This is a genomic window from Thermococcus henrietii (genome assembly GCF_900198835.1).
GTDB lineage: Archaea > Methanobacteriota_B > Thermococci > Thermococcales > Thermococcaceae > Thermococcus > Thermococcus henrietii.
This window is the reverse complement of record NZ_LT900021.1, coordinates 2,119,434-2,143,800: the sequence shown is the minus strand read 5'-3', so window position 1 is coordinate 2,143,800 and position 24,367 is coordinate 2,119,434. Positions and strand designations below refer to the sequence as shown.

Genomic DNA, 24,367 nt, shown 5'->3' with positions numbered 1-24,367 from the left:
CCTGCCAATCTTTGGGATTTGTGACCACAAAGTTTAAGGGCATCGATGCCCAAAAGGGTTCATGCGGGTTGAAGAGTTGAAAAGGATACTCATCTCCCAGAGGGAGGAAATGCTTGAGTTCATGGAACGTGAGAGAATAATCCCGAGGGAAGCAGAGGAAAGCGCGAAGTCACTTCTTTCCACCCCGAACGTCTTGGCAATACTGGGCGTGAGGCGCTCCGGAAAATCAGTTATGGCCTGGCGTTTGGCCGGTGATAAGTTCCTCTACGTGAACTTCTTTGACGAGAGGTTAACGGGCTTTACAAGTGGAGACTTTGAAAGGCTCCTAAACGCTTCAAGGGAACTCTGGAGCGAGGTTGATTTCGTTGTTCTCGACGAGGTTCAGGAAGTTGAGGGCTGGGAGAGGTTCGTTTCGAGACTGAGGCTTAACAAAAGGGTCATCGTTACTGGCTCGTCCTCTCGCCTGCTCTCCGGCGAGCTGGCAACTTATCTGACCGGAAGGCACTTCCCAATTACGCTCTATCCCTTCTCCTTCAGGGAGTTCCTTTCGTTCAGGGGGGTTGGGCTCTCAAAAGAATGGAAGTACTCGGACAGGGAAGTCAGCAGGGTCAAACGGCTCTTAGAGGAATACCTCAACATCGGGGGCTTTCCCGAGGCTCTAAAGTTCGGAAGGATATACCTGAACCAGATATACCGGGATGTGGTCGAAAAGGACGTGATTCTGAGGCACGGGGTAAGGCACAGAAGCGCGTTAAGGGAGCTTGCCCTATACCTGCTCTCCAACTACTCCTCCGAGTTTACATATTCCAAGCTCGGCTCCATAGTTAGCCTCAAAGACATTCACACCGTCAGGGACTATGTCTCCTATCTTGAGGACGCTTATCTGATATTCCAGCTCAGGCGGTTTTCGTTCAAGCCGAAGGGACAGCTCTTGGCCCCGAGAAAGGTCTATCCAGTTGATACCGGACTCGCAACGGCGATGTCGCTCAAGAGCCATCCATCGCGCGGCAAGTTGATTGAGCTCGCGGTGTTTTTGGAGCTTAAACGTCAGCTCAGCTACTCGCTGACGCAGGGAGAGCTCTTTTACTGGAGGGACGAAAAGGGAGAAGTTGACTTCATTTTGCGGGCGGACGGAATGCTCCCCATCCAAGTGACGTTCTCTTTGGAGGGAACGTCCGACAGGGAGCTCGGCAACCTCTTTCGGGTCGCAAAAGCGCTGAGGGTTAAGAGGGGTCTCGTTGTCACGTGGGAGGACGAAGAAAAGCTGGTAAAGGACGGGGTTGCAGTCGAGGTTGTGCCCCTGTGGAAGTTTTTAACGGCTCATTCCCTCTTCACAACCCACCTGAGCCCGTTATCGACCACCGCCTCAATGAGCCCGCGGTTGTAGAGTTCGGCTATAAGGGCCCGGAGGGGCACGAGGTTCAGGGCGAGCTTTTGCGGGGTAACCTCGACGCGGTAGTGGCCCATTATTCCGAGCGCGAGCTCTTCAACGGTCATCGGCTTCCGGAGGAACTCAAGGGCGAGCTTCTCAACTTCCTCCAGGCGATTGAGGTTGAATTCGAGCGTTTCAACGGCTTCGTCGCCCTTCACGGGCCTTCCGTGCGAGGGAATGAGCAGGTAGCCCTTCTCGGCAAAGCCCCTGAGCGTTGTGAGGGACTCCCTGAAAAGGGCCCAATCCACGAGGTATGGAACGCCAACCGCACCGATGAGCTTTTCGCCGAAGAAGGAGTCTCCCGCGTAGAGAAGACTGTTCTCCTCATCAAGGAACCCAGTCATTCCCGGGGAGTGGCCGTTCAGCTTTAAGGCCTCCAGTCCAAAAAGCTCATCACCCCACTCGAAGACCGCGTGAACCTTCACTTCACCGGCAGAGTACGCCAGAAAACCCCTCGGTGCCCTCGAACCGAAGGTCAGGATTTCCCTGTTGAGGGGGCTCTCGGCTATGGAGAACTCGAATCGGTGAACGAAAAGGGGAGCGTCGAGTTTCGGAGAAACCGCTACGTGGTCTGCATGACCGTGCGTCGCAAGCTGGGCTTTGAGGGGGAGACCGAGCTTCCGCAATTCTCGCCTGAGGTCCTTGTGCCTCCCGCTCCCGTGGCCAGGGTCAACGAGAACGGCCCCTCCATCGACGACCCGAAGGAGAGTTGACGGACTTCCGGGGTAAAGGTAAGCAGAATCGCCGAGTTTTCTCAACGCCATACTACCACCGAAGAAGTTAGGGACCAATCAATAAAAGGCTTTGGAAGGAAAGAAAAGGGGCATCAGACGTGCCTGGCGTAGAGGGTCTTCCTCCCCTCGGCCTTGGCCCTCTTGACGGCCTTCTCGACGAGGACCTTGAGCTCCTCCTCAAGGGCGTCGTAGAACTCCGGGCTGACCCTCATCTCGGGGTCGATGTTCTTAACGAGCTCCTTAACCTTGGACTTAACAATCAACTCGGCCATTTTACACACCTCCTTATCTGGCCTTTAAGGCCGTCCTTAGTTCATCGTTCCCCTTTATAACTTTTCTCCTCCGAGAGTGCTTGGAAAAACGGAAAAGGTTAAATTAACCCGAGGTAATCGAGTATGAGGTGAGGGAATGAGGAGGCTCGCCCTAATCGATGGCGAGCACTACCCGCCTGTGACGAGGTGGGCGATTGAAAAACTCGGCGACGTGTGCTGTGCGGTCTTCCTCGGGGGTGGTGAAAAGATAGGCTCGCCCGAGAAGCTTGCGGAAGAGCTTGGGGTAAGGCTTTACGTTGATGAGGACCCTTTGAAAGCCCTTGAACTGGCGCTTTTAGAGAACGATGTTGACGAGGTCGTTGACCTGAGCGACGAGCCAGTCGTAGATTATAGCGCGAGGTTTCAGATAGCGTCAATCTGCCTGCGCAATGGAGTTGCATACAGAGGGGCCGACTTCGAGTTCAGGCCCGGAGAGCTGATAAAGCCGTCAAAACCCACGATAAGCGTCCTCGGCCTCGGAAAGCGCGTCGGAAAGACGGCAATAGGGGGCTTCGTCGCGAGGGTTCTGAAGGAGAGGTACCGTCCCGTGGTTGTCACGATGGGAAGGGGCGGGCCGGAGAGGCCGGAGCTCATAGACGGCGAGAGGGAAGAGCTGACGCCCGAGAACCTTCTAAAACTCGCGGAGATGGGCAAGCACGCCGCTTCGGACCACTACGAGGACGCACTCGTCGCTGGAGTGACGACCATAGGATGCCGGCGCTGTGGAGGAGGAATGGCGGGCTTTCCGTTCTTTCATATCGTCTACGAGGGAATAAAACTCGCGGAGGAGCTTCCTCACGACCTCATAATCGCAGAGGGAAGCGGGGCAACGATTCCACCGGTTTTGGCGGACGGCTACATCACCGTCCTCAGCGCCCTCCAGCCAAGGGAAACCGTCGAGGGCTTCTTCGGGCCCTTCAGGATTGGTCTGGCGGATATAGCGATAATCACCATGGCGGACGTTGAGCCCCGGAAGGCCGAGGAGTTCCGGGACTTCGTGAGGTGGGTTAATCCCAACGCTGACGTCCACTTGGTCCGGTTCACGCCGAAACCGCTCGGCGAGGTCTCGGGGAAGAGGGTTGCGCTCTTCACAACATCGTGGAAGGCGATTGAGAGGGCCGTTGGGGATATCGAGAGCCTCGGTGCCGAGGTTGTCTTCACCAGCGGAAACCTCTCGAAGAGGCCCGCACTCGAGAAGGACCTCGCGGAACTCGGAAGAAAAGCGGGGGTTGAGGCAGTCCTCGTTGAGCTGAAGGCGGCCGCCGTTGACGTCATGACGAGGTGGGCCCTTGAGAGGGGCATCGAGGTAATCTACCTCGCCAACGAGCCGGTCAACGTGGACGGCAAGAACCTTAGAAAGGCAGTTCTGGAGCTCGCCAGGAGGGTGGTGGGGAGATGATAATCGTCACGGACCCAGAGAGAAGGGTTCAACTGCCGTTTTCGCGCGGAATACTCACGCGTTCTATAACCCTAGCCGGGGTGGATGTGGGCATAGCCTACATAATCGCGAGCGAGGTTCAGCGGGAGCTCGTGGAGAAGAGGAAAAGGGTTGTTAGCACTGACGAGATAAGGGAGCTCACCTACCGGAAGCTCATCGAACACGGGCTCAAGAAAGAAGCAGAGCGCTACCTCTTCTGGCGCGAATTCAGGAGGAAAAAGATTCCGCTCGTCGTCCTCCTCGGGGGCGTTACCGGCGTCGGAAAGTCCACGATAGCGACGGAATTGGCTTTCAGGCTCTCGATAAGGACGATAATCGGCACCGACACCGTTCGCGAGGTCATGAGGAAGATAATCGCGAGGGAGCTTCTGCCCGATTTGCACGCCTCATCGTTTTTAGCATGGCGCGAGCTCAAGGGGGCGAGCAGTCTGATTGAGGGCTTCGAGAGCCAGGTTAGGCACGTTTCTGTGGGCGTTAAGGCCGTCCTCGACAGGGTTCAGCGCGAGGGGATGAACGCGATAATCGAGGGAATACACCTAATTCCGGGCTTCATCGAGACCAATGAGAACGCCTTCATGTACATCCTGACGGTGAGCGACAGGAAGGCTTTGGAGGCCCATTTCTACGAGCGCTCGCGCTACAGCAAGAGGCCGGCCGAGTACTACCTCGAGCACCTCGACGAGATTCTCTGGCTTCAGGAGTACATAGTCAGAAGGGCCAAGGAGCACGGGGTAAAGGTCATAGAGAACGTTGAGCTCGAAAAGACCGTGAACGAAATAATGGAGGACCTCATGGAGCGCCTCCGCGAGAGCCTTTGAGCTTCCACACCCCGAGGAGCCTCCTGCTCCCCCACGTCGCCTGAACCTCGAAGGCTATCACCATGCACGGGTAGACGTCTATAACGTTGAAGCTGTTTCCAAAGGGGTTCCTGTGGAGCTCCCAGCTGACCGAGCCGGCGTTTATGACGATTGTGTTTTCTACGCGAACTGCAAAGGCGTTGCCCCCGTGGCCTGTCAGGACGAGTTCAACTCCCTTCTCGGTCAGGAGCTTCAGCACGTCACCCGCGTCCTCAAGGAACCCGCGCTCCCTGCTCCTTGGTATTGGAACGACGTTGTGGTGCATGAAGACAACCCGAAAGTTCTCGGCCTCCTCAATTTCCTCCGCCAGCTTCCTCTGGCCGAACCTCCCCACGACGCCTATCTCGGTCTCGTACTGCGGTGTTGAGACCGGAATGAAAGTGAATCCGTCGAAGGAGAGCGGTTCAGGTTCGCCGAAGTACTCGGGGAAGAGCTCGTAGCCGAGGTAGGTCATGTCGCTGTGGCCGGGGACGACGAGCTTCGGCCTCTCAATCTTATCCCATAGCTCCCTGGCCCGCTGGAAGTTCCGCTCGATGCCCATGTCGACGACGTCGCCGTTGTGGACGACGATATCCGGCTTGAGACGGTTGTTTATCAGGTTCACCACGTTCTCGAGCACCTTCCTCCTGAAGTAAACCCTGTCCGAGACCTTGCTCTCGCTGAGCTGGACTATCCTTAGGAGCCTCCTCCCCCTGGGGACGAAGAGCTTTGGCTTAACCGGCCTGTGCTGAGCTTTAACCTCCTCGCCCGTGACGCGCCGTATCGTGACTTCCACTTTGCCATCGTCGTGTATCGTGACGATGTTGTAGCTGTTGACGTCACCGCGCCTCGTCTTCCGGCAGGAGGTACATCCGGCGTTGTCCACGACGAGGTCTTCGACGCGGTAGACGTTGGGGACGTGCTTGTGACCGCAGAGGTAGAGCGTGACATCGTTCCTGAGGAGCAAATCAAGGACGTCGCCAGCGTTGAAAAGGACGTTTCTCTCGCGCCCGGTGTTCGGGAGTGGAACGAGGTGGTGATGAGAAGCCACTATCTTGATTCTCCTGTCGGAGTACTCCTCGAGCTTCTCCTTCAGCCAGCGGAACTTGTGCTTCCCGATTCTGCCGTCGCTTAAATCCGGTATTGTCGAGTCCACCCAGATGAGGACGCCGTCCTTGAACTCGTAGACGCCGTTGAGCGGGCCGATGAAGTCCTCAAATAAGTCGTAGCCGACGTTCCTGACGTCATGGTTGCCCGGAACGACGACGAGGGGCTTCTGAATCTTCTTGAGCTCGTACTCGGCCCTCTCGTACTCCTCGCGGAGGCCGTTGTTGGTGACGTCGCCGGTGTGGACGACGAAGTCAAAGTTCAGCCTGTTCACCTCGTTGGCTATCAGGTCGTAGGCGTAGCCCTTGTAGGCACTCTCGCCGGTGATATGGGTGTCGCTTATGTGGGCAATCCTTATCATGGCACATCACTCCGCCGCTATGGCGGTTTCAAGCTTTCTCCTGCTCGCACTCAGCAAATCGCTGAGGCTGAATATCCCGACGATTTTCCGGTTCTCGCTCACGAGCATGTGCTTTATGCCCTTCTTGGCCATTATGTCGAGAACCTCGCGGAGCGGGGTGTTGGCGTCTACCGTAACGAGCTCCCGGGTCATTATCTCCCGAACCGGTGTCGTGTTAGGCTTCCCTGGAATCACAACGCGCCGTATGACGTCGGTTTTCGTGAAGAAGCCCACGACCTCGTTGTTCTCCACAACGACGAGCGAGCCTATGTCGAACTCCATCATGACCTCGCAGGCCCGCTTTACCGTATCCTCAGGCGAAACGCCAATGAGTTTTCGCGTCATGTAAACCCGAATCGGGGCGTTCTCGTCCATACCATCACCCCAGGGGAAGGCGTTCGATTCCATCCGGCGTTATTAGGAGTGCAGTGCCATTTGGGATGTCCTTCCAATCCGCTTTGTGGTAGAGCTCAAGGGTCGAGCTCGCAACCACAAAAACGTCGCCGTCGAGCTCAATCAACCTCGCGTAGTCCCTGTGGAGGTCGTTCTTCCAGTAATCGTCGGTCATGTATGCCGTCACGAAGGCCCTCCAGCCCCCGTCGGGAAGGAGGAAGAGCGTGGCCGTGTTGAAGGTCGTCTTTGTCAGCGACGCCCCGAGGGAGTAGTGTTTCAGGAGTTCTTCATTTTCAGGCCTCTGAAGGGCCCTGCACAGGTAGGCTGAAAAGGCGTAGCTGTCCGAGGTGTCCCTCAGGTCCTCCCCCTCGAACTCCGCCAGCTCGATAATCTTCTCCTTGTCGAGGTCGCCGTTGTGGAGGAACCAGAAGGAAAAACCGCGCCTCGTGGAGAAGGCGAAGGGCTGGACGTTGAAGAGCCCGAGCGAGCCCTGGGAGGATGCCCTCGCGTGGGCGAGGAGAACGGCATTATCGCTTTCCCGAAGGAGCCCAACGAGCCCTGAAAATCCCTTCCCATCCTCAAATACTGCCCTCGCCGAGCGGTAGTGATGAACGCTTCCATCGCTCAGGAGGACGTAACCCCAGCCGTCGCGGTGCTGGTTCTTACCGCCCCTCCTCGCGCGGTAGGGGTCGTTCTCGGCGGACTTCATGAACGCCCTGGCGAGGGGCTCAATCCCCTCCCCCGGCCCCATGGCAAAGAGTATCCTGCACACGGTGTCCACCTCAATCATCTACGTCCCCAAACCCCAAAAGCTTTTAGGTGGCCTTACCAACGGGGAAAAGGTGAGGGAATGGAGCGCGCGGTTCTCAACGTTATGTCGCGGATTGGTCTACACAGGAAGCTCTACGAGAGGAACGAGGAAGCTGTTAAGCAACACCTGATAGGCGAGATAATGACGGCCCTCGGCTGGGACTGGAACAACCCCGAGGAGGTCAGGCCAGAGGAGAGGACCGAGGACGGGAGGGCCGACTACGCGCTCCTCCTCAACGGCGAGATTGTGGCTTTCCTTGAGGCGAAGAACCTTTCGGTGAACGTCATAAAACGCGACGAACCGCTCCGCCAGCTCGCCCGCTACTGCTTCAGCAGGGGCGTCCGCTACGGAATCCTCACCAACGGTGCCAAGTGGGTTGTTGCCAAGGCCTTTGCCGAGGGAACTTCCCTCAGGGACAGAATTCTCTTCACGGTAGATTTGGAGGAGGAACCCCTTGAGCGGGTGCTCGTAAAGCTTTCCCTGCTCTCCAAGGACAGGATAGGGAAATTGGAGCGCCTCGCTACGCTTCTTAACGCCTTTGAAATAGCCTACAAGAGCCTGGTAAACGAGGGGTTCGACGAAGAAACCCTGCTGAACTACCTCCGCGCGAGGGGCAAACCCTCAATAGTGCCCGTGGACAAGCTGTCGGGCGTTGAGGTTCCGAAGGCAGTCTACGTTCATGAAAACGGCTGGAAACCCCTACCCCTCGGCGACAGGAGCCTTAAAGGGGCCCTCCTGGCGATTCTTGACTACCTTGAGGGAAGGTCAAGCGGAGAAAAGCGGGAAGAGGTTAGAAAAGCCAAGAAACTGCTCGCTGGGATGGAGCTTCCACCCGAGAAGGTCGTTCTCTTCCTCCGTGAGATAGAGAAGGACGAGGGAATAAAGATTGGGGTGGAAGTTTAGTCGAAACATTTAAGTGTGCTTTGGTTATTTTATCTTCGAGGTGATGGTCATGGTGAAGGTGAAGTTCCTTGGACACGCGGCTTTTCTGATTGAAGGGAGCAAGAAAATCCTGATAGACCCGTTCCTCAGTGACAACCCGCAGGCTGCGGTGAAGCCGGAGGAGGTTGAGGCCGACCTAATACTCGTTACCCACGCCCACGGTGACCACGTTGGAGACGCGGTCGAGATAGCCAAGAGGACCGGTGCAAAGATAGTCGCCATGTTCGACGTTGCGAACTACATCGCTCAGAAGGCCGAGGGAGTTGAGGTCATCGGCATGAACTACGGCCCCACCGAGGTTGACGGCGTCGGAATCGTCCAGGTTCCGGCCTGGCACTCCAGCAGCGACGGCGTTCACAGCATCGGCAACCCCTGCGGTTACATAGTCAAGCTCGATGGAAAGACGATTTACCACGCCGGCGACACCTTCGTCTTCCTCGACATGGGCCTGTTCAGCGAGCTCTACGGCCCGATTGACGTTGCCCTGCTCCCGATAGGCGGACACTTCACGATGGGCCCGAGGGAAGCGGCAAAGGCCGTCGAACTGCTCAAGCCCAAGAAGGTCGTTCCGATGCACTACAACACCTGGCCCCCGATTTCGGCCGACCCCGAGGAGTTCAAGAGGCTCGTTGGAGACAAGGCCGAGGTCGTTATCCTCAAGCCCGGCGAGGAGCTTGAGCTTTGAAAAACCTTTTAAGAGCCTCCCTTTATCTCCTTTTCAGGTGGTGAAATGGGAAGGTACGTTCGGGTTTTCGCGGTAATCGTGCTGGTTTTTGTGTTTCTCCTCCCGCTCACCCGTCCAGTTCTCGCTCAGTCCACGGGCGAAACCCCACCGTATGACCTTATAATCGTCCGAAACGATAACCTGATAGATTACATAGTTGCGCTTCCATATTCAAAGCTGCTCGGAGTCCCTATACTCCCCGTGAATCCCCAAAAGCTTGATTCAACGACCCTTGCCCAGCTCCAGAGCTATGAACAGTTCGGCTGGTACAAGGTACTCGTCATAGGTGACTACAAGGCCATAAGTCAAACCGTTCAAGAGCAGCTCATCAACCTGGGGTTCCAAGTCACGAGAATAGGCGGCGCCACAAGGGTTGACACGGCCGTTAAGCTCGCGGAGGAGTTCTACCCAAATGGCGCCAAGACTGTAATCCTCGCGAGTGCAAGCGACTACGGCTCTGCTCTCGCCGCGGCCAGATGGGCGATGAACTACAACAACCCTCTCCTCCTCACCAACCCGGACAACCTTTCCCAGTCCGTCATCACGGCCCTTAAGCAGCTCCACCCCAACCTCGTGGTCCTCATCGGCGCGGGCATGTCAAAGAACGTCGAAACCGAGCTACAGCACCTCGGGTACCAAACCTACTGGGTCAAGGAGAACCTGAAGATAACGATTACTCCGACGACACCGCCCGCGAGAACCAACTGGACCCTCGTCATCGGTGCGGTAATCCTCACCCTCGCGGTCGCGATTCCGGCTTCACTCTACTACGCCAAGAAGAAGTGGTCCGCCAACAAGGTTCCAATCGAGGTTTTGACCGAGAAGGAGCGCATAGTCGTTAAGGCAATCCTCGACAAGGGCGGAACAGTAAAGCAGGAGGAACTGCCAGAACTGACGGGTTACTCAAGGCCGACGATAAGCAGAATCATTCAGGAGCTCGAGAAGAAACAGCTCGTCGAGAGGGAAAAGGTCGGGAAAACCTTCATAGTCCGCCTCACGAAGGAAATCGTCATGCGCGAGTAGCGGTCGGCTAAGCCCTCCGCTCATCACTTTTCAGGGTCCTGGCTGTTTCTTCATCCCGCAAGAAAAGAAGGAAATCACCTGCGGAAGAGATGGCCGTGAGCCCTGTTCACGTGCCTCGTGAAGGCCTTGGCATCGCGGAAGACCATTCCGCACCTCGGACAGCGGAAGACTATCTCCCCGTCCCTGTCCTTAATCTTGATGGCCTTCAACACCGCCATCTCCTCCACCCCCGAGCGGAGTTTTGGTTCGGGCTTTTAAACTTTGCTAAATCCATATCCTATTGCCCTTGACCTTGAGGTAGCCGAGCGTTTGAAGAACCTTCAAGAAGTCCTCTATCGCGTCCTCGTCGTAGTAGATGTTTATCCTCTCGTTCCTGCCCTCGACGGTTATCGGTTCGAGCTCCATGACTGCCTCGATGAGCTCGTTCTTCCTCCGATACTTTTCGGCCAGCTCAAGGATTCTCTCCGCCAAAACGGAGCGGGCTATTCCGTCGAACATCGCCTCGACGTAGCTCTCCTCGGTCGCGTAGTCCTCCGCCACCTCAAGGGCCGTCTCTATCAGCTCCCTCTCGACCTCCAAAACCTCAACGTAGTAGCGCTTCTCAAGGGTGTATTCGGTTACGAGTGTTGCCCTTAACCTTTCCTCAAGTTCCTCAAGCTCGTCGCCGATTTCCTCAATCGGGAAGCGCAGCTCAAGGCTCAGCGCGTCAAGGGGAACTCTTTCCTTCAGCAGGAAGCTCTCGTCAGTTTCCTCTATCGCCCCGGATTCAATCAGTGCGCTCACAACCGAGAGCTTTGGCAAGTCGGGCTCTTCAAAGAGGGTTCCGAGCTCCTTAACCTCGCTGGGCTCCCAGTTTTCGAGAAGTTCGTCGTAGGCCAGCTTGACGGCCTCAAGCTCCTCACCTATGGCCGGAACCTCTGAGGCCACCTCGACGAGCTCGGCGTAGGTGCCCCGGATTACAACGTAGTGCTCAATCTCGGCCCTGGTTTCTTCCTTCGTCCTGTTCATTATTCCCGCCCTGCTGAGCTCGCGCGAGAGGGCGTTCATATCGTCCTTGGTGAGAACTTCAAACCTCATGGTCTTCCCCCTCTATCGAGCTCCCTTCACCGTTATAACCTTTCGGCTCAAACAGGGACTGAAGGAGGGCCTTTACGGGCTTGTTGTGAACCCTTTCCGCAGTTTCCGCAACCTCGTTCTCAAGGCCATCCCTGAAGTTCGCGTAGAGGAGCAGGGCGTAGGCGATGACCTTCGGGTCGCCCTCACCGAGCCTCTCGATTGCGCTCGCGAGTGCTGGATTCCTCAGGAGCTCATCCGCAAGGGTCTCGAGGGCCTTCCTGTCGTCCATCTCCACGGCCCTTCTCAGGGGCTCGTAGAAGGCCTTGAGAACGAGCCTTGCCATCCTCTCCCTTTCGAGAAGGTCTTTTCCGGGCTCCTCCTTCCGCTCCCTCGTCAGGAGGTAGTAGGCAAGGGGCACGCTGAAGGCGATAATCATCAGCGCGTAGAGCCCGGTGGGTATCTTAACACCTGAGGGGGCCCTCCTTGAGATGACCACGAGGAGAACGAGGCCTATTGCGAACCAGAGGAGCATTCCCGCGAGGTAATAGGGGGAGTAGTCCTTCACCTCCGGCCCCTTTGCCCTGGCGCCAAGCTCCTCAATTCTCTTTAATCCTGTCTCGGCTATCTCTATCTCTGCCTGAAGGCGCTTTATCCGCCTGTCAATCTCCTCAAGAACCATTTCCTTCCTCATCCGCTTCCACCAGGAGTTCGGCTATCCTCTCGCTGACCCTTTCGAGTATCACCTCACCCTTTTCAGCGCTCGCTTTCCTTGGGTCGTCGTTGACACCATCCGGAAAGAGCTCGAAACCGATGTCCCTCCTTATGACCCGGACTTTCCTCGTTCTCCTCTCTCCTCTGGCCTCTTCCATCTTCACGAGTTCGGGTCTTATCGCGAGGATTACCGACGTCTCGTCCTCACCTGCGTGCCCCTGGCTTGAGCAGACCTCAAGGATTTCCTCCCTGAAATCGAGCCACCAGTTTATCAGCCATATTTCGACGTCGAACTCCTCCGCAACTTCCTCCGATGCCAGAACCAGCGGGGAGTGGTTTCCGCCGTGCCCGTTGAGGAGAACGAGCCTTCTAAAGCCTTCCCTTGCGAACTCGCGCAGGATTTCGGCCACGTAGGCCTTCAGCGCATCGGCTGAGACGTTTATCGTCCCGGGGTAGACGTTGAGAACGAATGTATGCCCGTACCACACCGGAGGGGCCACGAGAATATCAATCCCTTTCTCCTTCAGCTTCTCATCAACGCGATTCGCTATCTCCACCGGCGCGAAGACGTCAGTGCCGAGGGGTAGGTGCCTCCCGTGGGCTTCGACGCTTCCGATGGGGAGTATAACGGCCTTTACCTTCTTCTTAACACTCTCAAACTCTGGCCACGTGAGTTCCTCGAGTCTCATGGTACCACCGGTTTAAGCTCGAGGTTATGGTTAATTAGGTTTTCACTCCAGCTCCTTTGAAACGACCCGGTAGAAAGCGACCGCGCCGATGATTGCGTAGGCGTACTGTGTTATGAACTTGTAGAGGAAGGCCGTTACGATTCCGTCTGGATTGTCGCCTATCGCCATCGTGACGCCGAGTTCGTTGGCACCCACACCGCCGGGGGTCCCAAGGATTCCGCCCAGGAAGTTTGAGTAGAGTATCGCCTCAACTGCCTTTAGATACGGGAACGTCAGTCCCATTGCCCGTCCGACGAGATAAAGGGTGGCCGCGTTGTTGAGAGAAAGAGCCATCCCTGCTCCGATGGCCAACAGCACCGTCCGTGTGTCGCCCCTTACCCTGTGCCAGCCCGAAAACATCTTGTCCAATGTTTCTCCAGCCCGGAGGAGCTTGAATATCGGGGCGAGCGTGTAGTACGTCACGGCATCGAAGACCATGGCCACCATAAGCGCAACGGCCAGAACGAGGGCCACGGGGTTCCTTCCGATGAGGGCAACCAGGAGCAGACCCGACAGGAACTCGGTTGCTATCGCAAGCAGGCCGACGCCCATCGTGTACCAGTAATCGGTGCCCAGGAGCTTGACCTTCACGAGAACTCCAACCGCGTTGTTGAGCGAGAAGCCGAGGTACGTTCCTGAGAGCGTCGCCAAGAGGGTTCTCCTGAACGAAACCCCCGAGGCGTGGTGGACGTAGACGTACCAGAGGAGCGTGTAGAGGAGGTAACCGGTTAGACCCATGAGAACCGCCAGGAGAAAGTATGGAGAGAGAAGGGTTGAGAGGCTAAGGCTAACCCTGGAGGCTTCGGCCTGGACCTTGTGGAGCAGGTAGGCGGTTATAACGACTGTGAGCAACAGCGTTGCCAGTTTTTTCCAGTTCACACCCTTCACTCCTTCTCAAGGAGTTCCCTGACGTAGCGTGGCATCTGGAATAGCGTCTCGTGCCTCTCGGGGTCGTAGTAGTAGAGCTTCTCCGGGGCCCTGCTCACGTCCACCTTCCTGAAGTCCACGTCTCCCTTAACCCCCACGAGGAAGCTCCAGGGGGACGCGTAGCCTATCACCGGGAAGCTGAAGTAGTAAACCCTGTCGAAGACCTTCTTCATCGCTTTGTAAGCGTCTATGAGCTCGTTGGTGAAGAGGTAGACGCTCCCTGCCTGGGTGATGTAGAGGCCCTTCTCGTTGAGCCTCTCGTAGGCCGAGCGGTAGAACTCCTCGGAGAAGAGGAGCTTCGCCGGGCCGACGGGGTCGGTTGAATCGACGATTATGACGTCGAAGCTCTCTTTGATATTCCTCAGATACTCCACGCCGTCGCCGATTATCAGCTCGGCCCTCGGGTCGTCGAAGGCGCCCCTGTCTATGCCGAGGTAAATCCTCGAGACCTCGACGACGGTCTCGTCAATCTCGACCATCGTGGCCTTCTCAACGCTCTCGTGCCTGAGCACCTCCCTCAGCGTCCCGCCGTCGCCACCGCCTATGATGAGCACCCTCCTCGGGTTCGGGTGCGCGAGCATGACCGGGTGAACGAGAACCTCGTGGTAGCTCTCCTCGCCTATCTCAACGAGCTGAACAGTCCCGTCGAGGACGAGCAGTTTGCCGAATCCCTCCGTCTGGTAGAGCTCGAGCCTCTGGTATTTCGTCTGCGTCTCGAAGAGTCTCTCCTTAACCTTGAAACCGACGCCGTAGCCCCTCGGATACCACTCGATAAAGGCCCTCTCCTCCTCGCTGTAGCCCATGAACCTCACCTGAGCTTAGCTCGCCCTTCGGGTTTTAAACCTATGGGTTTTCACGGGGCAAAGTTATTAAAGCCCTCCCGCGAGTTGGTAGCGATGGCTGAGTCGGAGCTCAGACGGCTTTTGGCGCAAAGGATTGCCGAACTCTGGGCTGAAATCAGTGAGGAAGCCCGGACTGGAATCCCGCACTTAGTAGGAGAGATTAGCGGTGGCGAGGAATTGAGCGTTGAGTTAAACGTTGCCTTCTTCGATGACTACCGCCTCGAGCGCTTCCTCGACGATGGGGTCCTCTTCTTCGTCTTTCCCGCTGACGAGGGCAGTCCGAGGGCACTCTTCGTGTCGCTATGGCGCTTCCTTCAAGGAAAGGGCGTCCCGAGGCTTCTCCTTCCCGGTGTAAGGCTTGAAGGCCCCTTAGGTGAGGCGCTGAGAAAGCTCGGCTTCGACGTTCTCTGGATGACTGGGGATTCAATCGTTGAGGTCTGGGCTGTCAAGGGAAAGGTCCGATACGAGATGGTGTTTGAAAGGACAGGGGAGAGGGAGTTCACCCTCGTTGAAAAGAGAAGGGTTCAGTAGGGGAACATGACGACGACCGCTATGGCCGCGGCGGGCTTATCCTTGACTGTTATCTCGGCGCTCGCCACCTTGAACTCCCCAAGCTCCCAACCGCGGTTTGCAAAGCCTTCCTCCACCATCTTCCTGACGATTTCCTTAGCCTCCTCCTCACTGCAGTAGCCCGCGTACTCGTAGATGAGTCCACCCTCGTTGTTCTTGCTTATTCCGACTCCAAGGGCCGCGCTGATGGTCATACCCGGCTCGTCACTCTCGATGTGTGCGTAGACAGTCGGCAGGAGCATTCCAATCGGAACGTCGTGGACCTTCTCCATCCACTCGATGTGTGCCGGAATAACGCTGCTGAGCTTGACGAGGTTGACGTTTCCGATGCCGAGCTTAAGGAGTGCGTTGTCGAAGGCGTTGAGCTTGGTTCCGCCCTCTGCGGCGGCGGCGCCCATGAATGCCCTCTTCGGGGTAGTCCAGCTCATTTTCACCACCTTAAAACTTCTTCAATCACTCCACCGGTTAGCGGCGAGCTTATAAACCTTGCCCAAAAATCCTTAGGGTTTCTGGACCGCGCTGAGGATTCTTCCAACCGTGGCGGATAGGAATATCCCCGCGACTGAGGTGAATGCGGTTATCGAGTAGAGGGTTCCAGTTAAAACGCCGTAGCTGTTTCCGAGGTCCGCCACGAGCAGGCCGAGAATTCCAAAGCTGACGAGTCCCGTTGCCTTGGCGAGCGAACTGACTGGCCGCCCATCCCACTCGAGGATTACAGTCAGCAGAAAGCGGACGGAATACACCACGAGGAACCCGTAGAGCACCACGGGGGTTATCTCCGCCCTAAAGTTCATCCCACGCCAGGCGAAGAATATGGGTGCAAAGATTCCGCTGGTTACACCGCTTAGAATCGTTTCAAGCCTTTCGTACTGCTTTGTACCAACCAAATCGCTGTGGAGGAGCAACCCTGCGAGGAAACCGCCGATTGTAAAGTGCATTCCCACTTCCTCACTTATGAATCCGAGGGTCGCCGCGAAGACCATGAAGATACCGAAGACGGCCTCGTCGCTCTTCAGCTTTCTGAGCTGTTTTATGAGCCACACCTTGTGCTGGATTCCGATTTTATAATTGATGTAGAGCACGCCACCGATGAAGAGAACCTGCTTCGCTATCGTCGTCAAGAGATTCGGGGTGCTCTCTGCCCCCTTGAAGTTCGCCAGGATGTACACTAATATCAGTATTGAGACCTCACTGATTATCGCGTAGGACAGGGCAACGTGTAGGTAGTCGTCGCCGAAGAAGCGCTTGAGCTTGACCACTATCGGCGCGCTAGCAACCGCTAGGATTGCCGCGGCAAGCACGTTTCCGGTTCCGATGCTGTAATCCGTGAAGGGTAGGGTGATTAGGAGCATGATGCCAAACGTCACCCCATAGACCGGCAGGGCCTTTCTCCCGCCTATGTGGAGTTCCTCCGGCGTTATCTCAAGCCCCGCCGAAATCATGAGGAAGAATATACCGAACTCTGCGAGGAGGTTCATCTCGTTGGAGGGAACGCCGCTCAGAACGTAGCCCAGTATCAGGCCGGCCGCTATCTCGCCCACTATTCCCGGGTAGCCGAGCCTCTCGAAGAGCTCTGCGAGGAACCTGCACAGGGCTATGATGATGAGAACGTAGCCTATAATCTGCATCGGCCCACCTCGCTTTAGAGTCCCCTAAACTCTGGGCGTGGTGCGATATAAGCCTTCCGTTTCGAGAAAGGTTTAAATGCCCAAAGTTGTTAGGGTGGACGGTGATGTTCATGATTGAAGTCGGGGAGTACAAAGTTAAGGAAGGTCTCTACTACACCAAGGACCACGAGTGGGTTCAGGTCCTTGACGACGGAACCGTTCTCGTCGGCATAAGCGACTACGCCCAGAAGGAGTTGGGCGATTTGGCCTACGTTGAGCTTCCCGAGGTCGGAACCGAGGTCAACAAAGGCGACGTTCTCTGTGAACTCGAGAGCGTCAAAGCGGTCAGCGAGGTTTACGCCCCCGTCAGCGGCGAGGTCATTGAGGTCAACGAAGAACTTGAGGACAGCCCCGAGGTTCTCAACGAGGACCCCTACGAGCACTGGATTGCTAAGCTCAAGCCCAGCAACCTCGACGAGGAGCTCAAGGAGCTCATGGACGCCGAAGCCTACGCGAAGTACCTCGAGAGCCTCTGACCCTCTCCTTTCCGCAACCGTTAAGTATCTTCTTGCCTATTCTTCTTGGTGGTTACTATGAAGGTTCTGAAGGAATGGGACGTTAAGGTGAAGCTTGTTAAGACAAAGAGGGGAGCGATTCTCCACATGATTGAACTGGAGCCGGGGCACTTCTACCTCGAACAGAACCCGCTCAAGGATTCAAAGTACGGCGTTGCTTACAGGAAGATAAAGGAGAACTTCCCGGAGTTCTACATGTTCTGGGAGATTAAGAACAACCGCTACACCGGAAAGCTCTTAGCTGGAGCGTTCCTTGAGAAAAAGGAGATAGACGACTTCATAACGCTCCTCGCCCAAACCGAGGACTTCAAGAAGTTCGAGGAAATCCTTGAGGAAATCGAGGAGATGGAGGAGTGAGCTCGGCCCTTGGCTTTCATCATTTTTGCCGTGTAAAATACGGAATCAGATACCCTAGAGGTCGTCATCGCTCGGTTTCTTTCAAGAAGGGAAGGATAAAAGCCTAACGGCTCCGTCAGTATACCCTTCATCATTCTTCAGCTACCGTGAGGCTCGTCATCGCCTTCCCTACTCCTACCCGCGACTTAAAAACCAAACCCTTATAACTTCTGCCCCAGTAGTTAACTACTGGGGTGGTAGTTACGTACTTCGATACCCGACCCAAGAGGAAGCGCGAGGATTTGTACGACCGGGAGAAAGAGCTGAGCGACTTTGAAAACTCTCTCCGCTCAAACAATCCCCTCACGGTCATCACGGGAATCCGGAGGCTGGGGAAAACCTCTCTCCTCCTCGTTGGACTGAACGAACTCGGCGTACCTTATATCCTCGTGGACTTCAGGGGGGTGAACCCGAACTCCAGAATGGACGTCTACAAGCGAATAGAAAGCGCGTTAAACTTCTTCTTCTTCCGCGAGAACCGCAGCCTCTGGGAGGAACTCAAGGAGAACCTCAGAACCATAACGGGCCTTCGAGTTCTGAGCTTCGGCGTCAACCTCTCTTGGCGCGAGGAGAAAACGGACTTGGTAGCCCTATTCCGGGAGCTTGAGAAGCACGACGTCGTTCTGGCCTTCGATGAGGTGCAGTATTTGAGGGGCCCCGTCGGAAGCGAGTTCTCTGGTTTAATCGCTCACCTCTATGACTACTCGAACCTGAGAATCGTCATGACCGGCTCCGAAGTTGGCCTGCTCCACGACTACCTCGGCGTGGACGACCCCAAGGCGCCCCTCTACGGCAGGTACTTCCACGAGGTTACACTCTCAAGGTTCACGCGGGAGCAGAGCAGGGACTTCCTTATTAAGGGGTTCGAGCAGGTTGGGGTTACCCCTCCAGAAGAGCTAATCGAGGACGCAGTGGAGAAGCTCGACGGCATCGTCGGCTGGCTCGTCCTCTTTGGTAGGAGGGTTCTCGAGAAGAGTTCCTCCAGTGAAGTGGTCGAAGAGGTCTTTGAAGAGGCCAAGAGACTCACGCTGGAGGAGTTTGAGAACTTCCTCTCTAAGAGACCTGCCGCGAGGAAACGCTACCTGGAGATAATGCGCGCAGTTGCGAGCGGATGGAACACGTGGGAAGAGATAAAAGAGCACCTCGAACGGAAAGAGGGCAAGAGCATAGCCGACAGCGTGCTGGCGAGACTTTTAAAAGCACTCGTAGATTCCTCCTTCCTCCAGAAGGTCAGAAACGGTCGGAACGTCCATTACAAAATCCCTGACCCGGTGCTTGAGGCGGTGTTCAAGTGAGCTTTTTCAGGGCTTTTTTAACTGCCTCAATGAATCTCTCGGCTTCTTCAACTAGTTCTTCTGCGGTTTCCTCGTCAATCTCGACCATCACGTTGTAGTCCGCCTTGCTTCTCATATCAAAGGCGTACTTGAAGGCCTTTGCGTAGGTTTCCTCAATGTAGCCTTCCTTCACGAATTCCAGCCCAAGTATTTTCAAAACTCCCGCGTGCTTTCTGGGGTTGTAATCCTTCATCAGAAGGAGCGCCTTTGTGGCGTGAAACATGGCGTAATAGGCCCGTGAAACCGCTCCCCTATAGTAGCCGTGCTCCAAGAGGAGTCTCGCTTCGCTGAGGTTCTCCTCCGAGAGAGCCAGGTTCCTGGAAACCTCATCCAACTGGAACGCCCTCCCTGAGAACCGTCTTGTGAAACGAACTGTTCTTCGTCCGCTCGAACTCGTCTGGGCTTTCCACTATGGCGGACACGACCTCCCCAGTTTCCATTAGAACCTCCCACGTCAGTTCCGAGATTTCTCTCTGGGTTATCCCTTCTCCTATGACGAGAACGTCTATGTCGCTGTCCTCCTCGGCGTCTCCCCTCGCTACGGAGCCGAAGAGGATAACTTCCTTTATTCTTTCTCCAAACCTCTCTTTCAGGAGCTCCACGAAGTACTCAACGGCCTCTTGCTTTCCCATGTTCGATACTGAAGCACAGCCCCTAAAAACACTTTCGGGAAAGATTATGAAAACCTGGAAAAGAGAGGAAGGGTGTGGCGAAACCCTCACGCGTTTTCGTTTCTCTTCTTTGTGAGGTACTCGTGGATTGCCTTCGCGGCCCTTCTTCCGTCGCCCATCGCGAGGATAACCGTCGCCTCGCCCCTTATCGCGTCTCCACCTGCGAAGACTCCCGGAATGCTCGTCATGAGGTTCTCGTCAACGACGATTCTTCCGCGCTCGACCTTCAGGCCGGGCGTGTTGATGATGAGCCTGTTGGGGTGCTTGCCGATTGCTATTATGACGGTGTCCGCCTCAATCGTCACGTACTCGCCGGTTCCGACTATCTTCCTCTTGCCCCTGCTGTCGCGCTCGTCGAGGGCCTTCATCTTCTCGAACTTAACGGCTTTGACGTTGCCGTTCTCGTCGCCTATGAACTCGACCGGGTTGATGAAATACTCGAATTTTATGCCCTCTTCCTTGGCGTGTTCAACCTCTTCCTCCCTGGCGGAAACGTCCTCCTCACCGCGCCTGTACGCGATGATGACCTCGGCGCCGAAGCGCCTCGCGCTCCTCGCGGCGTCCATGGCGGTGTTTCCGGCTCCGATGACCACGACGCGCTTTCCGACCTTGACCGGAGTGTCATACTCGGGGAACAGGTAGGCCTTCATGAGGTTAACCCTCGTCAGGAACTCGTTGGCCGTGTAGATTCCGTTGAGGTTTATGCCGGGAGCGTTGATGAGCCTTGGCGTACCGGCGCCCGAGCCTATGAAAACGGCGTCGTACTCTTCAAGGAGTTCCTCGATGGTAACGGTCTTTCCGACGATGTGGTCGGTGAGTATTTTGACGCCGAGCTTCCTGAGCTTGTCAATCTCGCTCTCGACGATGCTCTTGGGGAGCCTGAACTCGGGAATTCCGTACATCAAGACTCCTCCGGGCTCGTGCAGGGCCTCGTAGATTGTAACGTCGTAGCCAAGCTTCGCCAGCTCTCCCGCTGCCGTAAGTCCGGCCGGACCGGCTCCGATGATTGCTACGCGCTGTCCCTTCTTCTCTATCTTCGGCACCATCTCGAAGAGGAGCTCCTCGTCTATGCCCTTCTCGCGGGCGTAGTCGGCAACGAAGCGTTCAAGCTTGCCGATGTTGACCTTGTCTCCCACCTTACCCATGACACAGTTCATCTCACACTGGTCTTCCTGCGGGCAGACGCGACCGGTTGTGGCCGGGAGGGAGTTGCAGGCCCAGATGACCTGGAGGGCCTCCTTTACAGCCTTATCTGGGTCGTCGCGGTACTGGACGAGCTTGCCGATGAAGCCCGGAATGTCTATGTGGACGGGACAGCCCTTTATACAGGGGGCGTAGTTTGCCGGACACTGGAGGCAGCGCTCGGCTTCCTTAACGGCAAGCTCAAAGGTGTAGCCAAGGTTGACCTCCTTGAAGTCCCTAATCCTCTCCTCTGCCGGCCTCTCCGGCGTCGGAACGCGCTCCTTGATGAGCTTCCTCTTGACAGCCATCACTGCTCACCTCCCTGGATGGCTTTCATGTACTCCTGAAACGCCCTCATCTCCATGTCAGTGTAATAACCGGTCCTCGCTATGAGAACGTCCCAGTCGACCTGATAGGCGTCGAACTCGGGGCCGTCTATACAGGCGAACTTGACCTCACCGCCAACAGTAACACGGCAGGCACCGCACATGCCGGTTCCGTCCACCATAATCGGGTGCAGGTCGGCCTTCATCGGGACTCCGAACTCCTTGACGACCTCGAAGACGGCCTTCTGGTCGCCGGCAGGACCGACCATGAAGACGAGGTCGTAATCCTCTTTTTCAAGCATCTCGCGAACCTTCTCAACGAGCCTCTTGGTGACGTTCTTCATGTTGGTCGGGAAGTCAAGGTTCGGGTCAATGGGAACGGTCTCGAGAACGTGCCTTCCAACGGCCTTCTCAAGCTCATCCCTGAGAACGACCATCGGTTCAAAGGTGACGTGGAGCGTCGTGACGTCGTTTCCGAGCTCCTGCCAGGCCTTGGCTATCGGATAGACCTCAACTATTCCAGTGTATGCTCCAATGGCGAGAACCTTACCGAACTTCTCCATCTCGGCAGGGTTTCCGAGGGGGCCGGCTATGTTGAGAATTGAATCGCCGGGCTTGAGCTCGTTGGCCATTCTCATGGTTGTCTTTCCGCGGATGAAGGTTATCAGGACAATCCAGCCCTCCTCGCGATCCCACATCACCGGTGTGAGGGGAATCCTTTCGCCGTTCGGGAAGGCCCTCACGATGACGAACTGGCCGGGCTGGACCTTCTTGGCCACGTGGGGGGCCTCAATCTTATACCAGATGTTCCTCATGGAGAGCTCCTTCTTCTCGAGTATCCGGTACACGATGAACACCTCCGTGCATGAGCCCAAAGTTGGACATCTAAAGGTTCAGAACCTTTAGTGTTTATAAAGATGTGCTCAACCTTTGGTTAAGAACTCCGAAGGGATTTCGAGGGAGGACTTTGAAACCTGAAGGAAACGCTTTTTAATGCTGGTATGGAGGTTATTGCGGTGCTGAAAATGAAATGGAAGCGGGTTGTGTATCACATCGCCGTGATTGTGGCGGCCCTGGGGATGTTTCTGCCCCTCCTCTACGGGGCGGTGCCCATCGTCAGGGAACTCCTCGGGAGCAATCCCCTCATTAAATCAGTGACGGTGATAACACTCAGCTGGTTAATAGCCTATCTCACGTTTGGAGACGGAAAGAGAGAAGAGCTTACAGCTTCCTGAGGAAGGTTATATATCCTGTGTGAGCCAGCATCGTCGTTTTCGGCCTCATGCAGTCCCTCTTTACTTCCTGTTCTCTGACGAGGACCTCGACGACCCTCGGCCTCATGAAGTGCTCCCTGTACTCCTCCAGCGCCCTGAAGAAGCGGTGAACCTGGTTCATGCAGGGCGTGTAGGCCACGAAGTATCCACCCGGCCTTAAAACGTCAACCGCGTGCGGAAGGACGTTCTCCGGTTGCGGTAAATCTAAGACGATGTGGTCGGCGGTCTCCTCCTCTATTCCGTCGTAGATGCTCCTGTTCTTCAGAACAACCCTGTCCGAGAAGCCAGCGAGCTCGATGTTCCTCTTCGCTATCTCGTAGAAGTCCCTCCTGACCTCGTAGCTTATCACTTTTCCCTCCGGCCCGACGGCGTTGGCGAGGAATATCGTCAAAGCCCCGCTCCCGGCGCCGGCCTCTATGACGGTGTTGCCGGGTGAAATGCCTGCGTAGGCTATTATTATGCCTGCGTCTTTGGGGTGGACTATCTGTGGCCCCCGTTTCATCTTCGCTATTATGTCGTTGATGTCCGGCTTGAGCGCCACGAAGGTTTCACCCTTGTGGCTCTCTATCCTGCTCCCGTAGGGCCTTCCTATGAGCTCCCCTAGCCGGAGGATTCCGAGGTCGGTGTGGAACTCCCTGTTCTCAACCTTCACGATGTAGCGCTTTCCCCTCTTATCGACGAGAAGAACCCTGCTTCCCTCCTCAATCACCAATCCCACCGTCCTTGTAGACTTTGAACTCCCCTCCGGAGACCTCCACTATTGCCGTGCTGAGTTCCTCGAGTATCGCGAGGTGGGCGCGCTTTATGACGTCGGCGTTCACGAAGTTGATTATGATGAGGTCCTCCGCTGGAATCGTGCTCACCGCCGTAAGTATCGACTTGATGGCGTTCTCGGGGTTGAAGTGGATGTAGTGGCCGAGTCCGAAGGTTACCATGTACTTCGGCTTCTGGGGAAGCCTTGATATCTTGCTCATGATGGAGTGGTAGCTCCTCAGGAACGTGTGCGGGTCGTAGCTCGGCACAACGTCCTCAAGGATTTCGCCGTAGGTTACCGTTCCTGGCCCGACCCTTACGACCCTTAGGTCTTTGAGGAGCTCCAGAACACCGAAGTAATCAACATCTCCCCTCCTCATGAACTTCCTGAGGAGAATCTCGCCCATTCCAAAGAAGTCAACCACGACTACCCCGCCGGCGTTTATGGCAGGTAACAGCTCGCCCCACGCAAGGTTCTCTATTGGTTCTCGCGACTGGTACTCGATTAAAACAACGTCTCCGGGGGTCATGAAGCTGAGCACGTCTTTCTCAAGGTTTTTGATGACCATGACCTTCACCAAAAGGGTTTTTAACGGCCGGTCTTTTAAATCTTGCCGGGTGGGAAGATGAAGTTCGCGGTGTGGCCGAGCGAGCTCGACGCGAGACTCAGCAGGAAGTACGGGAGAACGGTTCCCAAGAACGTCGCGGTTGACGCTCCAAAGCTCTCCGAGATAGAGGACGCCGTTCTAATCCTCGGGATGAAGGTCATTGAAAAGGACCACAGCAAGCTCAACCCCCGTCTCTCGGGTCTCGACGAGGAGCTCAGAACCTACGGTTTTCTGAGGGTTGAGAGCCCCTATGGAAAAGGGAAGAGCCTCAAAATGATTGCGGAGAAGATTAGAGGACTCCGTTCGAGAGCAAAGTCCAAGAAGGGCAAGGCTAAGAGGAAGAGAAGGTAATCACTCCTCCTCCATCTCAACGACGATGGCGGTAGTGGTGTCTATAACGCCGTCGATGTTGTGGATGTCGTGGAGGATTCTCCTCGTCAGCTCACCGAGGTCCTTGGCCTCGATGTGGACGATGGCATCGTAGGGGCCGGTGACGGCGTCGGCCTTGGTAACGCCCGGTATCTGCTTGAGGGCCTCGATAACGCTCTCAACTTTTCCAATTTCTACAGTCAACAAAACATACGACCTGACCATTGGCATCACCGCCGAAATTTTCTTCGTTCTTTAATTGGAGGGCCGCTCATTTAAGCTTTTCT

General features: G+C 55.9%; 32 protein-coding genes. 12 read left to right on the top strand and 20 right to left on the bottom strand.

The features are described 5' to 3' along the window. Positions 1 to 61: 61 nt before the first annotated feature. Positions 62 to 1,387 carry an ATP-binding protein gene (locus tag CS910_RS11715; protein ID WP_099212301.1) on the top strand — a complete coding sequence of 442 codons (1,326 nt, stop codon included), beginning with the start codon at positions 62 to 64 and terminating at the stop codon, positions 1,385 to 1,387. On the opposite strand, the gene CS910_RS11710 is transcribed toward CS910_RS11715, so the two are convergent. Together CS910_RS11710 and CS910_RS11705 are read right to left on the bottom strand one after the other, a co-directional pair. Then, entirely contained in the window at positions 1,321 to 2,196 is an 876-nt protein-coding gene (locus CS910_RS11710) for an MBL fold metallo-hydrolase (RefSeq protein ID WP_099212299.1), read from the bottom strand. The two genes, CS910_RS11715 and CS910_RS11710, sit on opposite strands and share 67 nt — an antisense overlap. Positions 2,197 to 2,258: 62 nt before the next feature. Further along, complete coding sequence (locus tag CS910_RS11705; protein ID WP_099212296.1) at positions 2,259 to 2,438, bottom strand: hypothetical protein; 180 nt, start codon at positions 2,436 to 2,438, stop codon at positions 2,259 to 2,261. 136 nt (positions 2,439 to 2,574) lie between these two features. On the opposite strand from CS910_RS11705, the gene CS910_RS11700 reads away from it, so the two are divergent. Both CS910_RS11700 and CS910_RS11695 read left to right on the top strand, forming a co-directional pair. Next, positions 2,575 to 3,876, top strand: a complete 1,302-nt coding sequence (locus tag CS910_RS11700) for a 2,3-diphosphoglycerate synthetase (RefSeq protein WP_099212294.1) — start codon at positions 2,575 to 2,577, stop codon at positions 3,874 to 3,876. Next, on the top strand, positions 3,873 to 4,733 hold the full coding sequence (locus CS910_RS11695; RefSeq protein ID WP_099212291.1) for a 2-phosphoglycerate kinase: 861 nt from the start codon (positions 3,873 to 3,875) through the stop codon (positions 4,731 to 4,733). The genes CS910_RS11700 and CS910_RS11695 overlap by 4 nt, the downstream gene beginning before the upstream one ends. Here CS910_RS11695 and CS910_RS11690 read toward each other — a convergent pair. The 3 genes from CS910_RS11690 to CS910_RS11680 are packed head-to-tail and all read right to left on the bottom strand — an operon-like array spanning position 4,705 to position 7,441. Beyond that, positions 4,705 to 6,219, bottom strand: a complete 1,515-nt coding sequence (locus CS910_RS11690) for a metallophosphoesterase family protein (protein WP_173866257.1) — start codon at positions 6,217 to 6,219, stop codon at positions 4,705 to 4,707. The genes CS910_RS11695 and CS910_RS11690 overlap by 29 nt on opposite strands. Before the next feature lie 6 nt (positions 6,220 to 6,225). Beyond that, entirely contained in the window at positions 6,226 to 6,633 is a 408-nt protein-coding gene (locus tag CS910_RS11685; RefSeq protein WP_042690647.1) for a CBS domain-containing protein, read from the bottom strand. A gap of 4 nt (positions 6,634 to 6,637) precedes the next feature. After that, positions 6,638 to 7,441, bottom strand: a complete 804-nt coding sequence (locus tag CS910_RS11680) for a class II glutamine amidotransferase (RefSeq protein WP_099212289.1) — start codon at positions 7,439 to 7,441, stop codon at positions 6,638 to 6,640. A 60-nt stretch (positions 7,442 to 7,501) separates the two neighbouring features. Between CS910_RS11680 and CS910_RS11675 the strand changes: the two genes are divergently transcribed. The 3 genes from CS910_RS11675 to CS910_RS11665 are packed head-to-tail and all read left to right on the top strand — an operon-like array spanning position 7,502 to position 10,151. Continuing rightward, positions 7,502 to 8,365: a type I restriction endonuclease gene (locus tag CS910_RS11675; protein WP_099212287.1), complete on the top strand. Its 864-nt coding sequence runs from the start codon at positions 7,502 to 7,504 to the stop codon at positions 8,363 to 8,365. Between the two features lie 49 nt (positions 8,366 to 8,414). After that, positions 8,415 to 9,089 (top strand): metal-dependent hydrolase, encoded by a 675-nt coding sequence (locus tag CS910_RS11670; RefSeq protein WP_099212283.1) that lies wholly within the window; start codon positions 8,415 to 8,417, stop codon positions 9,087 to 9,089. 45 nt (positions 9,090 to 9,134) lie between these two features. Then, positions 9,135 to 10,151 carry a cell wall-binding repeat-containing protein gene (locus CS910_RS11665; RefSeq protein ID WP_099212280.1) on the top strand — a complete coding sequence of 339 codons (1,017 nt, stop codon included), beginning with the start codon at positions 9,135 to 9,137 and terminating at the stop codon, positions 10,149 to 10,151. A gap of 74 nt (positions 10,152 to 10,225) precedes the next feature. Here the strand turns inward: CS910_RS11665 and CS910_RS11660 are convergent, their stop codons facing one another. The 6 genes from CS910_RS11660 to speE are packed head-to-tail and all read right to left on the bottom strand — an operon-like array spanning position 10,226 to position 14,376. Continuing rightward, positions 10,226 to 10,369: a C2H2-type zinc finger protein gene (locus CS910_RS11660; RefSeq protein ID WP_099212277.1), complete on the bottom strand. Its 144-nt coding sequence runs from the start codon at positions 10,367 to 10,369 to the stop codon at positions 10,226 to 10,228. 46 nt (positions 10,370 to 10,415) lie between these two features. Next, entirely contained in the window at positions 10,416 to 11,228 is an 813-nt protein-coding gene (locus CS910_RS11655) for a hypothetical protein (RefSeq protein ID WP_099212274.1), read from the bottom strand. After that, on the bottom strand, positions 11,218 to 11,898 hold the full coding sequence (locus CS910_RS11650; RefSeq protein WP_099212271.1) for a hypothetical protein: 681 nt from the start codon (positions 11,896 to 11,898) through the stop codon (positions 11,218 to 11,220). Before CS910_RS11650 ends, CS910_RS11655 begins: the two co-directional genes overlap by 11 nt. Then, a complete protein-coding gene (locus CS910_RS11645) occupies positions 11,876 to 12,607 on the bottom strand; it encodes a creatininase family protein (RefSeq protein ID WP_099212268.1) in 732 nt (243 codons plus the stop codon). The genes CS910_RS11650 and CS910_RS11645 overlap by 23 nt, the downstream gene beginning before the upstream one ends. Before the next feature lie 42 nt (positions 12,608 to 12,649). Further along, a complete protein-coding gene (locus tag CS910_RS11640; protein WP_158523842.1) occupies positions 12,650 to 13,525 on the bottom strand; it encodes a lysylphosphatidylglycerol synthase domain-containing protein in 876 nt (291 codons plus the stop codon). 5 nt (positions 13,526 to 13,530) lie between these two features. Then, the gene (speE, locus tag CS910_RS11635; RefSeq protein ID WP_099212263.1) at positions 13,531 to 14,376 is read right to left on the bottom strand and encodes a polyamine aminopropyltransferase; all 846 of its coding nucleotides are present in this window, start codon (positions 14,374 to 14,376) and stop codon (positions 13,531 to 13,533) included. 93 nt (positions 14,377 to 14,469) lie between these two features. On the opposite strand from speE, the gene CS910_RS11630 reads away from it, so the two are divergent. After that, positions 14,470 to 14,946 carry a hypothetical protein gene (locus CS910_RS11630; RefSeq protein ID WP_099212260.1) on the top strand — a complete coding sequence of 159 codons (477 nt, stop codon included), beginning with the start codon at positions 14,470 to 14,472 and terminating at the stop codon, positions 14,944 to 14,946. Here CS910_RS11630 and CS910_RS11625 read toward each other — a convergent pair. Then, positions 14,940 to 15,413, bottom strand: a complete 474-nt coding sequence (locus CS910_RS11625; protein WP_099212257.1) for a pyruvoyl-dependent arginine decarboxylase — start codon at positions 15,411 to 15,413, stop codon at positions 14,940 to 14,942. The genes CS910_RS11630 and CS910_RS11625 overlap by 7 nt on opposite strands. Before the next feature lie 72 nt (positions 15,414 to 15,485). Next, positions 15,486 to 16,613: a cation:proton antiporter gene (locus tag CS910_RS11620; RefSeq protein WP_099212254.1), complete on the bottom strand. Its 1,128-nt coding sequence runs from the start codon at positions 16,611 to 16,613 to the stop codon at positions 15,486 to 15,488. Positions 16,614 to 16,723: 110 nt separating this feature from the next. Between CS910_RS11620 and gcvH the strand changes: the two genes are divergently transcribed. The 3 genes from gcvH (at position 16,724) to CS910_RS11605 (ending at position 18,858) form a co-directional block, all read left to right on the top strand. Then, positions 16,724 to 17,128, top strand: coding sequence for a glycine cleavage system protein GcvH (gene gcvH, locus CS910_RS11615; protein WP_099212252.1), 405 nt, complete (start codon positions 16,724 to 16,726; stop codon positions 17,126 to 17,128). Between the two features lie 57 nt (positions 17,129 to 17,185). Further along, positions 17,186 to 17,524, top strand: a complete 339-nt coding sequence (locus CS910_RS11610) for a DUF7132 family protein (RefSeq protein WP_099212249.1) — start codon at positions 17,186 to 17,188, stop codon at positions 17,522 to 17,524. Positions 17,525 to 17,757: 233 nt separating this feature from the next. Beyond that, entirely contained in the window at positions 17,758 to 18,858 is a 1,101-nt protein-coding gene (locus tag CS910_RS11605; protein ID WP_099212247.1) for an AAA family ATPase, read from the top strand. On the opposite strand, the gene CS910_RS11600 is transcribed toward CS910_RS11605, so the two are convergent. From CS910_RS11600 to CS910_RS11585, 4 genes are all read right to left on the bottom strand, one after another. Next, on the bottom strand, positions 18,851 to 19,231 hold the full coding sequence (locus CS910_RS11600) for a HEPN domain-containing protein (RefSeq protein ID WP_099212245.1): 381 nt from the start codon (positions 19,229 to 19,231) through the stop codon (positions 18,851 to 18,853). The two genes, CS910_RS11605 and CS910_RS11600, sit on opposite strands and share 8 nt — an antisense overlap. Continuing rightward, positions 19,224 to 19,529, bottom strand: coding sequence for a nucleotidyltransferase domain-containing protein (locus tag CS910_RS11595; protein ID WP_099212243.1), 306 nt, complete (start codon positions 19,527 to 19,529; stop codon positions 19,224 to 19,226). The genes CS910_RS11600 and CS910_RS11595 overlap by 8 nt, the downstream gene beginning before the upstream one ends. Before the next feature lie 86 nt (positions 19,530 to 19,615). After that, the gene (gene gltA, locus CS910_RS11590; RefSeq protein ID WP_099212241.1) at positions 19,616 to 21,058 is read right to left on the bottom strand and encodes an NADPH-dependent glutamate synthase; all 1,443 of its coding nucleotides are present in this window, start codon (positions 21,056 to 21,058) and stop codon (positions 19,616 to 19,618) included. Continuing rightward, positions 21,058 to 21,924: a sulfide/dihydroorotate dehydrogenase-like FAD/NAD-binding protein gene (locus CS910_RS11585; RefSeq protein ID WP_099212239.1), complete on the bottom strand. Its 867-nt coding sequence runs from the start codon at positions 21,922 to 21,924 to the stop codon at positions 21,058 to 21,060. Before CS910_RS11585 ends, gltA begins: the two co-directional genes overlap by 1 nt. 168 nt (positions 21,925 to 22,092) lie before the next feature. Between CS910_RS11585 and CS910_RS11580 the strand changes: the two genes are divergently transcribed. Beyond that, positions 22,093 to 22,311, top strand: coding sequence for a hypothetical protein (locus tag CS910_RS11580; RefSeq protein WP_099212237.1), 219 nt, complete (start codon positions 22,093 to 22,095; stop codon positions 22,309 to 22,311). On the opposite strand, the gene CS910_RS11575 is transcribed toward CS910_RS11580, so the two are convergent. Further along, positions 22,298 to 23,059: a tRNA (adenine-N1)-methyltransferase gene (locus tag CS910_RS11575; protein WP_099212235.1), complete on the bottom strand. Its 762-nt coding sequence runs from the start codon at positions 23,057 to 23,059 to the stop codon at positions 22,298 to 22,300. The two genes, CS910_RS11580 and CS910_RS11575, sit on opposite strands and share 14 nt — an antisense overlap. Beyond that, positions 23,052 to 23,672, bottom strand: coding sequence for a DUF257 family protein (locus CS910_RS11570; RefSeq protein WP_099212233.1), 621 nt, complete (start codon positions 23,670 to 23,672; stop codon positions 23,052 to 23,054). Before CS910_RS11570 ends, CS910_RS11575 begins: the two co-directional genes overlap by 8 nt. Before the next feature lie 57 nt (positions 23,673 to 23,729). Here CS910_RS11570 and CS910_RS11565 point away from each other — a divergent pair, with 57 nt between their 5' ends. After that, the gene (locus tag CS910_RS11565; protein ID WP_099212231.1) at positions 23,730 to 24,062 is read left to right on the top strand and encodes a signal recognition particle protein Srp19; all 333 of its coding nucleotides are present in this window, start codon (positions 23,730 to 23,732) and stop codon (positions 24,060 to 24,062) included. Here the strand turns inward: CS910_RS11565 and CS910_RS11560 are convergent, their stop codons facing one another. Then, positions 24,063 to 24,305, bottom strand: a complete 243-nt coding sequence (locus tag CS910_RS11560; protein WP_042691796.1) for an Lrp/AsnC family transcriptional regulator — start codon at positions 24,303 to 24,305, stop codon at positions 24,063 to 24,065. Positions 24,306 to 24,367 lie beyond the last annotated feature (62 nt).